The sequence below is a fragment of the Mesorhizobium sp. ESP-6-2 genome (genome assembly GCF_020164675.1).
Lineage (GTDB): Bacteria > Pseudomonadota > Alphaproteobacteria > Rhizobiales > Rhizobiaceae > Mesorhizobium.
On record NZ_JAIUGT010000008.1, the window covers coordinates 192424 to 207213 of the forward strand.

Genomic DNA, 14790 nt, shown 5'->3' on the forward strand with positions numbered 1-14790 from the left:
CCCCGGCGTTTATTCCGCCGCCAGCCTGTCGATCGTGCCGTAGGTCGCCTCGTAGAGCGCGCGCTGGCGGCTGAGCGCCACCATCGTGTTGCGCAGCAGGATCGCAACGGTGATCGGGCCGACGCCGCCCGGCACCGGCGTGATCCAGGAGGCAACGTCCTTCACGCTGTCGGTGTCGACGTCGCCGACGATACGGGTGGAACCGTCTGGCAGCGTCTCGGAATTGATGCCGATATCGATGACGGCCGCACCGGGCTTTACCATGTCGGCCTTGATCAGGCGCGGCTTGCCGACGGCGACGAACAGCGCATCGGCGCGGCGCGCGTGCGCGGCGACCGAGCGCGTCATGTGGTGGCAGACCGTGACCGTCGCGCCTTCGCTCATCAAGAGGAAGGTGATCGGCTTGCCGACGATCTCGGAGTGGCCGACGATCACCACTTCCAGGCCCTTGAGGTCGAGGCCGGTTTCCTTGAGCAGCTCGACCGAGGCGGCCGCCGTGCAGGGCGCCAGATCGAGCTGGTTGTAGACGATGTTGCCGATCGAGGCCGGATGCATGCCTTCGACGTCCTTCAGCGGATGCACCGCCGCCTGCAACGTCCTGATCGGAATATGTGCCGGCACCGGCCGCTGAATGATGATGCCGGTAACGCGCGGATCGGCGTTCAGGCCGTGGATCGCCGCTTCCAGTTCGCCCGCGGTGATGGTGGCGGGAAAGCGTCGTTCTTCGAAATCGATGCCCGCCAGCTCCGCCTTGGCGCGCTGGTTGCGTACATAGACATCCACCGCCGCCGTATCGCCGACGGTGATCGACACCAGTTTGGGCGGGAACCCTTCGGCCCGTGCGATCGCCGCATCATCGCGCACCGCGGCGATGATGCGCCGGGCAACCGGGCCGCCCTTGAGATAGCGGCTGTCGTCGGACAGTGACATGATCGGACTCTTCTGACCTGAGCGTTGCCTTGCCATAGCAAAAGAACAGCGGCAATGGCAGCACGAATGCGAACCGTCATGCCTTTTGCGCGACGTGCGGGCGCGGCAGTGCTTCGTCCGAAACGGAAAGGGCAGCACGGTTTCCCGTGCCGCCCTTTCTGACCGGCCGCATCCCCATACGGCCCGTCCCCCGTTATTTCCTTCCGATCCGGGAAGCGCTGCGCTTCCGGATCGGGTGATTCGCAGCAACTATTATATCACCTCGACAGTGGTTCCGACATCGACCCGTTCATAAAGGTCGACGACATCCTCGTTGCGCATGCGGATGCAGCCCGACGACACGGCGCCGCCGATCGTCCAGGGCTGGTTGGTGCCGTGGATGCGATATTCCGTACTGCCGAGATAGAGCGCGCGCGCGCCGAGCGGGTTCTCCATGCCGCCGGCCAGGTAGGTCGGCAGGTAGCGCCCCTTGGCGGCCTCGCGCTTGATCATCGCGGCCGGCGGGCGCCAGTCCGGCCAGACCCGCTTGTTGGTGATCTTGTGCGCGCCCGACCATTCGAAACCCGGCTTGCCGGTGCCGACGCCGTAGCGCCGCGCCTTGCCGTTCTTTTCGACCAGATAGAGGAAGTTCTGGGTCGTATCGATGACGATGGTGCCCGGCTTCTGCGGGCCGTCATAGGCGACTTCCTGCGGCAGGTAGATCGGGTTGATCTGGGCGCGCGCGACCATTCGCTTGGCCGGGGCCTGCACGGCCGCCGTCTGCACGCGGTCGGGCTGCGCATAACGCGGGCGCGGCTGCTGCGCGATCTGCCGGTTCTGCCGCACGATGCCCGGCGCGTGGCCAAGCTGCAGCACCCAAGGGGCGGAAAGGTCGGGGCTCACCATCACCGGCGGTCTGTCGGCGTAGCGGTCTCCGGCCGTGGAAGGTGTGACGCCGGCAGCAAACGCAGCCACGGCGCCGAGCACGGGAAACAAAACTCTCTTCATCGGGAAAGCACCTTGATCGTCTGACAAACCGGGTGGAAACGACCTCCCGGTTCAGCGATCATTGGCGCGGGAACAGCAACCGAAACATGAATCGGAATGTGTAAAATGCGGAACTGTCGCTAAACCTTTCGGTGTGGTTACCGCCGCGTTCAGGAATCTGGTAAAGCCAAGGTAAAGCAGCGCAACCAGCGCGTTAACGAATGGAATTCTCGCCATGGACAAGGAAAGAACCGGCCTTCTCGCCGGACCGGACGGTGTCGCGCGCTGCTTCTGGCACGGCAATCTGCCCGACTACCTGCATTACCATGACCATGAATGGGGCCGCCCGGTGGCGGACGACCGCCGGCTGTTCGAGAAGATCTGTCTCGAAGGTTTCCAGTCGGGCCTGTCCTGGCTGACCATCCTGCGCAAGCGGGAGAATTTTCGCGCCGCTTTCGCCGGCTTCGATTTCGACAAGGTCGCCGCCTTCACCGACAAGGACGTCGAGCGCCTGCTCGGCGATGCCGGCATCATCCGCCATCGCGGCAAGATCGTCTCGACGATCAACAACGCCAAACGCGCCCGCGAGATGGCAGATGAATTTGGCTCGCTCGCTGCCTGGTTCTGGAAGTTCGAACCCGGCAAGGAGGAACGGCCGCAGGTCGTCGACCTCGCCCATCTGCGCGCCAATCCGACCACGGCGGTCTCAATCCGCATTTCCAAGGACCTGAAGAAGCGCGGCTGGACCTTCGTCGGCCCGACCACGGTCTACGCCTTCATGCAGGCGATGGGCCTTGTCAACGATCATCTCGAGGGGTGTGTTTGCCGCAAGCAGGTCGAGAAAGAACGGAAGGCTTTCAAACGGCCGAAATAGCCTCACGTGCCGTTGGCACTTCCCAGGAACAGGCCGGCGACGATCGCGACCACGGTGGCGACCGTCGGATAGATCACCAGCAGGCCGGTCACCAATGTGTCGCGCATGGAAAGCCCCTTGCCGGTATCGGCGGAAACCTCGAACGGTCCGGCCGGCTGACCGATCATCCTGGGAGCATGGACATCTGCGGCGCGCAGGCGTGCCGGCATGTCGCCCGCATCCCTGTTGTCATGAAATTCCACCGCGCTGATCATGTCCCGAACCCCTTCATTGCGGTGCGCTGTATCGACCTCGATTATGTCGGCACGATGCCGCGCCGATGGCGGGATTGTTTCATTTTCGGTGCGTTTTTGTTTCAGATCCGGCCTCCTCTCCGCTTCTCCCGTAGGGCGAAGGCCGAGGCGCCGGCCCTTGCCGCACAAAGCTGCTTCGGTTAGGACACGCGCGTTGCGAAAATCGCAACATTGTTGACCTTCAAGCATCACGAAATACCGGGCGATCCCATGGCCGACAAATCGGAAAAGACGAAAGCGCGGCTGCCGCGCGGTTTTGCCGACCGCAGCGCCGAAGATATCCGCGCCGTCGAGAAGATGATGGCGACGATCCGCTCGGTCTACGAACTCTACGGTTTCGAACCCGCCGACCAGCCGCTGATCGAATACACCGATGCGCTCGGAAAATTCCTGCCCGACCAGGACCGGCCGAACGAAGGCGTGTTCTCCTTTCAGGACGACGACGACCAGTGGCTGTCGCTGCGCTACGACCTGACCGCGCCGACGGCGCGTTTCGTCGCCGAGAATTTCGAGCGCTTGCCGAAACCCTATCGCAGCTACCGCTCCGGCTGGGTGTTCCGCAACGAGAAGCCCGGCCCCGGCCGCTTCCGCCAGTTCATGCAGTTCGACGCCGACACGATCGGCACGCCGGGCGTCGCGGCCGACGCCGAGATGGCGATGATGATGGCCGACGTGATGGAAGCGCTCGGCATCAAGCGCGGCGACTACGTCATTCGCGTCAACAACCGCAAGGTGCTCGACGGCGTGCTCGAGGCGATCGGCCTCGGCGGCGAAGAGAATATGGGCCGCCGGCTGACGGTGCTGCGCGCCATCGACAAGCTGGACAAGCTCGGGCCGGAAGGCGTGCGATTACTGCTTGGCCCGGGGCGCTGGGACGGCGGCAAGGAAGGCGAGGGGGACTTCGCCAAGGGCGCCGGGCTGGATGATGCGCAAGCCGAGGCGGTTCTTCTGGCGACCGCGCGCAATGCGCAGGCCGGCCAGGATGCCAGCGTCGGTGCGAATGCAGTCTACCAGGAGGGCGTTGGCGAGCTCGCGACCATCGAGGCCCTGGTCAGGGCGGCGGGGTACGGCGAAGATCGCGTCGCCATGGACCGCTCTGTTGTGCGCGGCCTCGAATACTACACCGGTCCGGTCTTCGAGGCCGAGCTCCTGGCCGAGATCCCCAACGAGGATGGCCAGATCGTGCGCTTCGGTTCGGTCGGCGGCGGCGGCCGCTATGACGGGCTGGTGTCGCGCTTCCGCGGCGAGCCGGTGCCGGCGACCGGCTTTTCGATCGGCGTTTCCAGGCTGATGACGGCGCTGAAGAACCTCGGCAAGCTCGACAGCGCCGACGTGATCGCGCCGGTCGTCGTGCTGGTCATGGACAGGGACACCGAAAGCCTCGGCCGCTACCAGAAGATGGTAAGCGAGCTGCGCGCCGCAGGCATTCGCTCCGAAATGTATCTCGGCGGCGCCGGCATGAAGGCGCAGCTCAAATATGCCGACCGTCGCGGCTGTCCGGTCGCAATCATCCAGGGCGGCGACGAGCGCGCCAAGGGCGAATTGCAGATCAAGGACCTGATCGAAGGCGCGCGCCTGTCGGCGGAAATCACCGACAACGCCGAATGGCGCGCCGCCCGCCCGGCACAGGTCACGGTGGCGGAAGGCGAGCTGGTGGCGCAGGTGAAGAAGATACTGGCGGCGCAGGCTGAGGAGAGAGCGCGTGGTAAGTAGAGGCCGCGTTCTGTCGCGCCCCCCTCTGTCCTGCCGGACTGTCCGGCAGGACAGAGGGGGGCGCCGTAAAGCGCCAGCTTCCGCTTGGAGACCCTCTGGTTTGGGACCAGAGGGTCGTGAATCACTGAGGTCGGCAAATTGACCTCCCGCTACCCCGCCATCGCGGCCGACATCGCCGGCCTGTTCGCGACCCGCAACACGCATGCGGTGGAGGTCGCCGTGCTGCAGCCGGCGGATCCCTTCCTCGACATGGCGGGCGAGGATTTGCGGCGCCGCATTTTCCTGACCGAAAGCGAGACCGGGCAGACGCTCTGCCTGCGGCCGGAATTCACCATTCCCGTCTGCCTCGACCATATCGCCAGCCAGGCCGGTACGCCGCGTCGCTACTCCTATCTGGGCGAGGTTTTCCGCCAGCGCCGCGAAGGCGGCAACGAGTTCTTCCAGGCCGGCATCGAGGATCTCGGCGACCGCGACACGGCCGCGGCCGATGCCCGTTCGGTGGCCGACGCGCATGCGCTGCTGTCCCTGGCGCTGCCGGGCCAGGCGCTGGCGATCACACTCGGCGACCAGGCCATCTTCGAGGCGGTGCTGGCGGCTCTCGGCCTGCCGCGCGGCTGGCGCATGCGGCTCGCCCGCGCTTTCGGCTCGGCGCCGATGCTGGAGGCAGCCCTTGCCGATCTCGCCAATCCGCCGCGCAACAGCCAGCTCTCCGGTCCGGTCGTGGCACTGGTGCTCGACGGTGACCTGGACGGTCTCTCCGCGCATATAGCCGGCGGCATGGAAGAGGCCGGCCTGTCGGCCTCAGTCGGACGCGCGCCGGCCGATATCGCGCGGCGGCTGATCGAAAAAGCCGAGCTGCGCAGCGTGCGGCTGTCCAACGAAGCCTTCGCGGCGCTGAAGACCTTTCTGGCGATCGACGTGCCGCTCGGCGCGGCGACACGGGCGCTGGAGAGCTTTGCCGCCGACGCGGGCCTATCGCTGGGTGCCGCGCTGGAAAAATTCGCGGCGCGCGCCAGGGCAATCGAGGCACATGGCTTGCCGGCGCAAGGAATCCGCTACGATGCCGCTTTCGGGCGCCCGCTCGATTACTACACCGGCGTGGTCTTCGAGATCGCGGCGCAAGATGGTGACAGGCCGCTGGCCGGCGGCGGCCGCTACGACCGGCTGCTGACCCTGCTCGGCGCCAAGACGCCGATCCCCGGCGTCGGCTTCTCGGTCTGGCTCGACCGCATCGAGGCATTGCGGGAGCGCGCGCGATGATCACGCTGGCGATCCCGTCCAAGGGCCGGTTGAAGGAGCAGGCGCTGGAGGTGCTGGCGAAAGCCGGCCTCGCCATCAGCCTGCCCGGTGACGAGCGCAAATATCACGCCCGCGTCGAAGGCATGGACAATGTCGAGGTCGTTTTCCTCTCCGCCTCCGAAATATCGGGCGAGATCGGGCAAGGCGCCGTCGATCTCGGCATCACCGGCGAGGACCTCGTGCGCGAGAACCTCGCCGACTGGGAGGCGCGCGCCGAAATCGTCGCCCGTCTCGGCTTCGGCCATGCCGATGTCGTGGTGGCCGTGCCCGACATCTGGCTCGATGTCGAGACCATGGCCGACCTTGATGATGTCGCCGCCGATTTCCGCCAGCGTCATGGAAGGCGGCTCAGGATCGCCACCAAATACTGGCGGCTGACCCAGCAATTCTTCTCGCAGAAGCACGGCATCCAGGTCTATCGCATCGTCGAGAGCCTGGGCGCCACCGAAGGCGCGCCGGCGGCCGGCCTTGCCGACGTCATCGTCGACATCACCACCACGGGCTCGACGCTGCGCGCCAATCATCTCAAGGTGCTGGCCGACGGCGTCGTGCTGCGGTCGCAGGCGTGTCTTGTCGCGTCGCGAAAGACGCGTTCCGCGGCCGACGAGACGATGCTGCGCGACATAGCGGCGAGCATGGCCTCGGTGAAGGGATAGCCCGTCCAGCATGCCTCGGCGATCGTCGTGCCAAGCGGCGGACAAATTTTGTTCTTGCTTTGTGCCGGCAACTATGCTACCAATATCGGTATGGTGATGATTTGCGCCACCCGCCCGTCGAGGCGGGTTTTTCGTTTCTGCGCCATTCTCACGACCCTGCCATTCTCATGACCATGGAAGGCGGCGCGGCCTGCCTTCCGAAGGCCGCCCTACCTTCGGCGGGATTTCCACCGTCCCGGCAGGCTGATAGGCTCGGATGTTCTGGGAGGAGAGAGCGATGCCGGTCAATCTCGACGAGCTGAAGAACGCCACCAATCTGCGCGGACGCGGCGCGCACGCCGGCGGTGTCTTTGTCGCGCCCGTCGACGGCAAGGCGCATGTCTCGGGCGAGCGCGGCGTGCCGCTGCTCGACAAGACCATCCCCGCGCTGTTCTCCGACACGGCCAGCAGATACGGCACGCTCGATGCCGCCGTCTTCGTCGGCCAGGACAAGCGCTTCACCTGGAGCGAGCTGTCCGACACGGTGGACGCGCTGGCCGCCGGTTTCCTGGCGCTGGGCCTCGAAAAGGGCGATCGCGTCGGCATCTGGTCGCCCAACCGCTGGGAATGGCTGGTGACGCAATTCGCCACCGCCCGCATCGGCCTGATCCTGGTCAACATCAACCCGGCCTACCGACTCACCGAGCTGGACTATGCGCTGAACAAGGTCGGCTGCAAGGCTCTGGTCACCGCGGCCAGCTTCAAGACCTCGGATTATCTCGGCATGATCGAGACGCTGGCGCCGGAGATCGCGACGGCGACGCCCGGCAAGCTCAGGGCACAGAAACTGCCCGCGCTCCGGATCGTCATCCGCATGGGCGAGGAGAACTCGCCCGGCATGTTCAACTTCGCCGATGTGCTGGCCATGGCGGGGCGCGACGAGCATGACAGTCTCGACCGCATCTCCGAAGGGCTGAAGCCGGACGACGCCATCAACATCCAGTTCACGAGCGGAACCACCGGCGCGCCCAAGGGCGCGACGCTGACCCATCTGAACATCGTCAACAACGGCAATTTCGTCACCTCGGCGATCAGGTTGACGGTCGACGACCGGCTTTGCATTCCCGTGCCGCTCTACCATTGCTTCGGCATGTCGATGGGCACGATGGGTTGCGTCACCAAGGGCGCGACCATGGTCTTTCCCGGCGAGGGCTTCGATGCCGGCGCGACGTTGAACGCCGTGGCGCAGGAACGCTGCACCGGCCTCTACGGCGTGCCGACCATGTTCGTCGGCCTGCTCGACCATCCCGATTTCGCCGCCTTCGACCTGTCCAGCCTGCGCACTGGCATCATGGCCGGCTCGCCATGCCCGATCGAGGTGATGAAGAAGGTGGTCTCGCTGATGCATATGCAAGAGGTGACGATCGCCTACGGCATGACCGAGACCAGCCCGGTGTCGTTCCAGAGCAGCGTCGACGATCCCCTGGAAAAGCGGGTCTCGACCGTCGGGCGCATCCATCCCCATGTCGAGGTCAAGGCCATCGATGCCGAAGGCGCCACCGTCGCGGTGGGCGCGCCGGGGGAACTCTGCACGCGCGGCTATTCCGTGATGAAGGGCTATTGGGACGACGAGGACAAGACCCGCGAGGCGATCGACGGCGACGGCTGGATGCACACCGGCGACCTCGCCACCATCGACGCGGAGGGCTATTGCAACATCGTCGGCCGGGTCAAGGATATGGTCATTCGCGGCGGCGAGAATGTCTATCCGCGCGAGGTCGAGGAGTTCCTCTATCGACACCCCAAGGTGAGGGAGGTGCAGGTGTTCGGCATTCCCGACGCCAAATACGGCGAGGAGCTCTGCGCCTGGATTGTGCTCAAGCCCGGCCAGATCGCCACCGAGCAGGAGATCAAGGCCTTCTGCGCCGGCCAGATCGCGCATTACAAGGTCCCGCGCCACATCCGCTTCCGCGCCGAATTGCCAATGACGGTCACCGGCAAGCCGCAGAAATTCCTCATGCGCCAGGCGATGGTGGAGGAACTGGGGCTGGTGACGCAGAAGACGGCCTGAGGGCGTTTCGGCGCGGCGGGTTTGGCTGCGTGGGGCAGAAGGCGCGGTTATCGAGACGATTGTGAAATGGCGGCTTTGGGGGCCGGGAACAGACCGTCAGGTTTTACGGTCCCGATTGCAGATTATGAGGAAACCTGCCGGTCCGCCTTCGACCCCTTCCTCGCCGTTTGGCTCGCTGCTGTCGTTACCCAAAACTTGCCGTTCGTTCGGGTCCCGATTGCCGGCTTGAGCGAGTCCGGGAGCAAACAGGCAGCTTCGGCGGGGGAAGGTGGGGAGCTGCCGTCCTGCTGTGAATAAGCGCTGAAGGTTGACCCCCTCACGGACGAACGTAACGCCTTGATCTGGAGTCACAATCTTGAGGAGAGGCGGGGTCACGACCGGCGCCGATAATGACCCACCGAAGATTGGAATTTGCCCGTAAAGTCACGTATTGGGGCGGTTGGGACCCGGGTCAACCTTCGCGCTGAATGACATTGCCGGATCCAATCTTGTTCGACTGACGATGCCGAGGTGCGAAAGCCGGTTAGCTGAGTTCGACTTGCCGCGTCACCTGGCCGTTACTTTCCCAGAACGTATGCTTCTTTGCAATGCGCGGATCGTCCATGGCCGGCTGCATATTTCCCACCATATCGAAGGCCCGCGAGGTGACGGTATGCTTGCCCTTTGCCGCATCCGGCCAATCGATGGACCAGATTTTCCAGGCGAAGTCCGCCTCCTCGCGATGATCGATGGTGGCCTCCTGCCAAGGACCCCCGTCGATCTTCACTTCGACCTTGGCGATGGGCGCACCCCAGGCGGCACCTGTGATGCGATAGCCTGAATCGCTTTTCGTTACGCGGGCGGGCGCGGATTTCAGCAGCGCGCGGCCAACCGAGGTTTCCGCCCAGACGGTTTCGCCATTGTTCTCCTCCTCGCGGATCGTGACATAGTCCCGCGCCATGAACTGGTTCATGAATCTGCTGCCGCGGACTTCGATGCGCTTCAGCCACTTGACGTTGGCGATACCGTACCAGCCAGGCGCAATGAGCCGCAGCGGGTAGCCATTGGCGGGCGGGAGATCGGGGCCGTTCATTTCGTAGCAGAGTAGATTTTTCGGATCCATCGCATCGGTGAGCGACATGGAGCGGGCAAAGTTCTGGTGCATCTTCACATCGCGAAACATGTCCTTCAGTGCGACGTCGCCCACATCGCTACCCCAAAACACCACTTCGATGCCGCCTCCGGCGATGCCCGCCTCTTCGAGAATCGCCGCGAGCGGCGTTCCAGCCCAGCGCGCGTTGCCGATTCCGCCGTGGAAGAAGGGTAAGCCATGATTGCCGGAACATTCGACGGTGAAGGTCACCTCCTGTTTCGGACGTTGCTTAATGTCAGCGAGGGTGAGGGCCATCGGCTTCTTCACGATTCCATCGATTTCAAGCTTCCACGCGCCTGCGTCGATCTTCGGCCGATTGAAATGGGCGATTGAGAAGAACTTCTCGTTCGGCGTGATCCACGAATCCAGATCTTCCCAATGGAGCTGGTTTTGTATGATGTCAGGGACAGGATTGGGCGCCATCTGGTCCAGCCACGGCACCACGCTTTCGCCCGGCCGCGATGGAAAAGCTTGGGCAAAGCGATGCAAAAGGGCATAGGCCGCGAGGGCGGCGCTGCCGGTGGCAATAACTTCTCGACGATTGATCTTGGGCATAGAACTTCCTCCCCGCGGCGGCAGGCGGCACTCCATAGCCATCGCGCATTTGAAACCTCACCACCCGCGCACGAGCACGAATGACCAAAGGCCGTCGCTTTGCACTCCCAACAGCGGCTGGTACGCTATCGTGTCCTTCTCCACGTCGCCCGTGAGGGGACCGACATTGTGGGCTGGACCGATGAAAGCGAGCGGGCGATCGCTTTCAGTTTTCACCAGGTAGCCGAACGTCTCGTCCTCTGGGTCCGCCGCCCGATCCCCGATGTAGGTGGGACCGACCGCTGAGGATTCCGCCACGGCATCGCCGTAAAGCGCGGTCACGCCGGCTACACTCATCGCTAGAGCTAGTTTCGCCATATCATTAGCTCCCTTGGTACGGAGCCAAGCCACTGACAGTTTCCGTTCAGGCTGGTCTGCGGTGGAGAGCATCGGTGATTTCGTGGCGCCGATCCTGAAAAAACTCCGAATTGATCGCAAAATTGTTCCGAAAGTCGTATGATCGGCGATGGTGTCCCTGCGCTTCGCATTCGGCCCCTTTGTGCTTGACGCTGGCAGCAGCGCACTATTCGAGCACAGCCTGCCTGTTGCGATTGGAAGCAAATCCCTCGCGCTTCTGAAGGCCTTGGTGGAAGCGCGTGGTCAAGTGGTGCGCAAGGCGGCTTTGATGGACGCTGCCTGGCCGAACACCAACGTGGAAGAAAGCAATCTGACGGTGCAGATCGCCGCCCTTCGCAGGCGGCTGCGGATCTCACCCGACGGGGAAGAATGGATCGCGACTTTCCCGCGGGTGGGCTATCGGTTTGCGGGCCCGCTCACCGTCGCGGAGCGCGAGGCTCCAGTCGTCGACGCCGGCCTGCCGCTCGAAGCGAACCCTTCTCTCGCTGTCTTGCCCTTTGCGTACATGAGCGCCGATCCGGAGCAGGCGCATTTCGCCGACGGTTTGGTGGACGATCTGATCACCGACCTTTCGAAGGTTCCTGGCCTCCTGGTGACCGCAAGCCATTCATCGTTCGCTCTCAAAGCAAGGTTCACCGATACGCAATCGATCGCGAAGGAACTCGGCGTCCAATATATCGTCGAGGGCAGCGTGCGCCGCGTCGCAGGCCAGGTCAGAATTGGGGCTCGTCTCACTGAGGCGACGATGAACAGATGTCTTTGGGCCGAGCGCTTTGATGGCGATCTGGCCGACCTCTTTCATCTGCAGGACCAAGTCGTGCGCAGGGTCGTCGCAGCTTTGGTCAACGTGCTGCCGCTTGGCCCAGTGCTCGATGGGCCCCGGCGCCGGATGACGATCGAGGCGTATGACTTCCTCGTTCGCGGTCGCGTTCTTGTTATGCATTCGCCCGCCGGTAATGATCTTGCTCGTATTCTCCTTTCCAAGGCCGCCGAGCTCGATCCGAATCTGGCAGAGGCCTACGCATGGCTCGCCGTCTCGCACTACAACGCGGCGATTCAATACGGAGAGGACTTTAACACGAACCAGGCCCTCGGGCTCGCTTACGCTCAGAAGGCTATGTCGATCGATGTGAGCGATCCGATGGCGCATAGCGTTCTTGGGTTTGTTCGGCTCTGCGAGGGTATGCTCGAAGAGGCGGAGTCCGCACTCCAAACGGCGCTGCGGATCAATCCGAACCATGCCGACACAATGGTGAACATGGCGGGCTTGAGGGTCCTGCAAGGCCGGCCCCACGATGCCGTCGAACTGGCCGAGAATGCTCTTCGGCTCAACCCCTATCCGCCGGGTTGGTACTACTGGGACCTTGGGTTCGCGTACTATGCTGCAGGCGATTATACCCAGGCGGTCAGGGTTCTCCGCAAGGAGGAGGTTGGCCGGCTACCGGCAAAGCGCATTCTTGCTGCGAGCTTGGCGCAACTCGGTCAGCTCACCCAAGCTCAAGAGGAAGCCCAACGGTTCCTCGAGATAAATCCTGGCTTCCGCGCATCTCGTTGGGCAACTACGCAGTCCTTTAGACGCGATGAGGACCGACAACATTTCGTTGACGGTTATGTCAAGGCAGGTTTGCCGCTGTAGGGTGCTACGCGTTGGGAAGTCGCCAGGGAAGACGCGACCTTCGGGGCATGGAGCGCTGGTGGAGATCATGCCCGATTTGCGTCGCCGGGCGATCCCCGTGTCCTTCGTCGTAGCACATCGCAGCAATGTGTCGCGCCGCGTCCGCGCATTCATGAAATGGGTCGAAGATGTGCTGACGCCGTATCTCGAATAGCGAGACGAACATCTTCGTCCCGCCCGGAATTGCCATCCTGAGTATGTCTGCCGGTCGGCGGTCGGCGGGCCAACAGAATGCGACACCGAAACCGGCGGGTTCGACATGAGATCTCGCTGCTCGCTACCTATCCGGAGCCGCCCGCCTGGACGAAAATCGGGGAGAGAGGAACCGTCCTCTCTCCCCCAAGTCCTCACGGGCGAACACGGATGACCGTTTTCCCCGCGCGTCGTTCGGTCGAGTTGAAGGCGGCGATCGCCTCGTCGAGGGTCGCGACTTTGCCGATGTTCGTCCGCAGCCGTCCGTCCCGCACCCGCTGGACGATCTCGCTCAGCTGGGCACGGTCGGACTCGACAACGAAGTCGACCGCAAGGCCATCCAAGGGGCGCGCCTCGGCCGGTCCGACCACGGTCACCAGCGTGCCTCCGGCTCGGATCAGGCCAGCGGACCGCTTCTGGATGTCGCCGCCGATGACATCGAACACCAGATCGACGCCGCGCACGTCTTCCAGGGCGTCGTTCTCGAGGTCGACGAATTCGTTCGCGCCGAAGTCGAGCGCCTTCTGGCGGTCGGCAGAGCGTCCGGTGCCAATGACGTAGGCGCCGGCCTCTCGTGCGAGCTGCGTCACCATCGACCCGACGGCGCCGGCCGCACCATGCGCGAGGACGCTCTGTCCCGCCTGAAGACGGCCGTGCTGAAACAGTCCCTGCCACGCGGTCAGGCCCGAGATCGGCAGGCTAGCGCCCACCGTGAAGTCGACATCGCCCGGCAATGGCGCGAGGTTGCGAGCCTCGATGGCGATATACTCCGCCAGGGTGCCGTCGCGATACCAATCGGCGAGGCCGAACACCCGCTGTCCGACCGACAGGCCTGTCGTACCATAGCCCAGGGCGGTGACCACCCCGGCCAGTTCGTGCCCGGGGATCGATGGCGTCCGGTCGCGATCGACGCGATCGGTCCAGGTCGAGGGCCACGTCAGCTCGGTCGGGACGAACCCCGACGCATGAATTTCGATAACGACATCGTTTATCGCCGCCTGCGGCTCGGGCCGCTGCACCAATTTCATCCCGGCCGTTCCTGCTGCCTGGTCCGTCACTACGATCGCTTTCATGGGAATTGTCTCCTCGGATATTTGTTGGTTCGGGTTAATTTACGGGCGTGGAAGGACTTTTCGATCTCTCACGCAGTCAGCCATTGGCGCGGTGCCTTCCACGAGAGCGGCAGTTCTTGCCATCCTTGTCTCCGTAAGATCTGGAGTTGCTGGGGATTATGCAAAGTCCAGGACATCGGCCACCGGCATGCGCGGCTTCTGCGGCCAGTTGCCGGCTCGCTCCGGCCCGACGGTCAGCAGCATGACCGGCGCTTCGTCTTCGGCCAGGCCGAACTCGCGGTGCACCGCCTCGGCGTCGAAACCGATCATCGGTGTCGAACCCATGCCCAGCGACCGGGCCGTGTAGATGATCGCCGCGGCGCCGAAGGTCGCGGAGCGTACCGCCTCGTCGCGCTGGCGCTGCGGCTGATCGTCATACAGACCGCGAGCGGGGATCTCCCACTCCGGCACCAGGTGCGCCGGCATGATGCCGGCTTCCACCACGGGCGCCAGGCGGTCGGGCACGGTGCTGGCATCGGCCAGCCTGCCGACGATGATGAAGGTCACGGCCGCATCGGTGATCGCCGGCTGATTCCAGGCGATCGGGCGCAGCCGTGCCTTGGCTTCCGGCGAGCGTACGGCGATGAAGCGCCAGTTCTGCAGGTGGAAGGAGGTTGGCGCGGACGTGCCGATACGCACCAGGTCGCGGATCTGTTCGTCGCTCAGGGTGGCAGAAGGGTCGTAGTACTTGGCGGCACTGCGGCTCAGGATCGTTTCGATGACGGCATTCGTTGCGAAAGCGTTTTCGCTCTTCCCGGTTTGCGTGAAGATCTGGGCGGCTACGCGGGTTGCTGGTCCGGTGGTGGCGAGGCAGTTCATTGGATGGCTCCCTTATCAAGTGATTGCGAAGCCTAATCTACGGAGATGCGTGATTATTTCGAGACTGAATAAGCTCAATATGATGCGTAAAAGGATCAAATTGCGCCTTCCAGATACCAGACTGCGCG

The 14790-nt window shown here is 63.9% G+C and carries 14 protein-coding genes; 7 read left to right on the forward strand and 7 right to left on the reverse strand.

The features are described from left to right. Positions 1 to 9: 9 nt before the first annotated feature. Together LB532_RS21310 and LB532_RS21315 are read right to left on the reverse strand one after the other, a co-directional pair. A complete protein-coding gene (locus LB532_RS21310; RefSeq protein WP_140642517.1) occupies positions 10 to 930 on the reverse strand; it encodes a bifunctional 5,10-methylenetetrahydrofolate dehydrogenase/5,10-methenyltetrahydrofolate cyclohydrolase in 921 nt (306 codons plus the stop codon). Positions 931 to 1182: 252 nt separating this feature from the next. Beyond that, entirely contained in the window at positions 1183 to 1917 is a 735-nt protein-coding gene (locus LB532_RS21315; protein ID WP_140642519.1) for a L,D-transpeptidase, read from the reverse strand. 214 nt (positions 1918 to 2131) lie between these two features. On the opposite strand from LB532_RS21315, the gene LB532_RS21320 reads away from it, so the two are divergent. Further along, positions 2132 to 2770: a DNA-3-methyladenine glycosylase I gene (locus LB532_RS21320; RefSeq protein ID WP_140642520.1), complete on the forward strand. Its 639-nt coding sequence runs from the start codon at positions 2132 to 2134 to the stop codon at positions 2768 to 2770. Between the two features lie 2 nt (positions 2771 to 2772). Here the strand turns inward: LB532_RS21320 and LB532_RS21325 are convergent, their stop codons facing one another. Then, the gene (locus LB532_RS21325) at positions 2773 to 3024 is read right to left on the reverse strand and encodes a hypothetical protein (RefSeq protein WP_140642690.1); all 252 of its coding nucleotides are present in this window, start codon (positions 3022 to 3024) and stop codon (positions 2773 to 2775) included. Positions 3025 to 3273: 249 nt separating this feature from the next. On the opposite strand from LB532_RS21325, the gene hisS reads away from it, so the two are divergent. From hisS to LB532_RS21345, 4 genes are all read left to right on the forward strand, one after another. Further along, complete coding sequence (hisS, locus tag LB532_RS21330) at positions 3274 to 4776, forward strand: histidine--tRNA ligase (RefSeq protein WP_140642522.1); 1503 nt, start codon at positions 3274 to 3276, stop codon at positions 4774 to 4776. A gap of 138 nt (positions 4777 to 4914) precedes the next feature. Then, positions 4915 to 6036 (forward strand): ATP phosphoribosyltransferase regulatory subunit, encoded by a 1122-nt coding sequence (locus LB532_RS21335; protein ID WP_140642524.1) that lies wholly within the window; start codon positions 4915 to 4917, stop codon positions 6034 to 6036. After that, positions 6033 to 6731, forward strand: a complete 699-nt coding sequence (gene hisG / locus LB532_RS21340; protein ID WP_140642526.1) for an ATP phosphoribosyltransferase — start codon at positions 6033 to 6035, stop codon at positions 6729 to 6731. The genes LB532_RS21335 and hisG overlap by 4 nt, the downstream gene beginning before the upstream one ends. 277 nt (positions 6732 to 7008) lie before the next feature. Next, a complete protein-coding gene (locus LB532_RS21345; RefSeq protein WP_140642528.1) occupies positions 7009 to 8781 on the forward strand; it encodes an AMP-binding protein in 1773 nt (590 codons plus the stop codon). A 523-nt stretch (positions 8782 to 9304) separates the two neighbouring features. Here LB532_RS21345 and LB532_RS21350 read toward each other — a convergent pair. Next, entirely contained in the window at positions 9305 to 10468 is a 1164-nt protein-coding gene (locus tag LB532_RS21350; RefSeq protein WP_224557143.1) for a sulfite oxidase, read from the reverse strand. A 57-nt stretch (positions 10469 to 10525) separates the two neighbouring features. Then, a complete protein-coding gene (locus tag LB532_RS21355) occupies positions 10526 to 10825 on the reverse strand; it encodes a hypothetical protein (protein WP_140642531.1) in 300 nt (99 codons plus the stop codon). 148 nt (positions 10826 to 10973) lie between these two features. On the opposite strand from LB532_RS21355, the gene LB532_RS21360 reads away from it, so the two are divergent. Both LB532_RS21360 and LB532_RS30095 read left to right on the forward strand, forming a co-directional pair. Further along, the gene (locus tag LB532_RS21360; RefSeq protein ID WP_140642533.1) at positions 10974 to 12500 is read left to right on the forward strand and encodes a winged helix-turn-helix domain-containing tetratricopeptide repeat protein; all 1527 of its coding nucleotides are present in this window, start codon (positions 10974 to 10976) and stop codon (positions 12498 to 12500) included. 67 nt (positions 12501 to 12567) lie between these two features. Beyond that, positions 12568 to 12693, forward strand: a complete 126-nt coding sequence (locus tag LB532_RS30095) for a hypothetical protein (RefSeq protein ID WP_263492256.1) — start codon at positions 12568 to 12570, stop codon at positions 12691 to 12693. A 193-nt stretch (positions 12694 to 12886) separates the two neighbouring features. On the opposite strand, the gene LB532_RS21365 is transcribed toward LB532_RS30095, so the two are convergent. Continuing rightward, on the reverse strand, positions 12887 to 13804 hold the full coding sequence (locus LB532_RS21365; protein ID WP_140642535.1) for an NADP-dependent oxidoreductase: 918 nt from the start codon (positions 13802 to 13804) through the stop codon (positions 12887 to 12889). 156 nt (positions 13805 to 13960) lie between these two features. Further along, positions 13961 to 14662, reverse strand: coding sequence for a nitroreductase family protein (locus tag LB532_RS21370; RefSeq protein WP_224557146.1), 702 nt, complete (start codon positions 14660 to 14662; stop codon positions 13961 to 13963). Positions 14663 to 14790 lie beyond the last annotated feature (128 nt).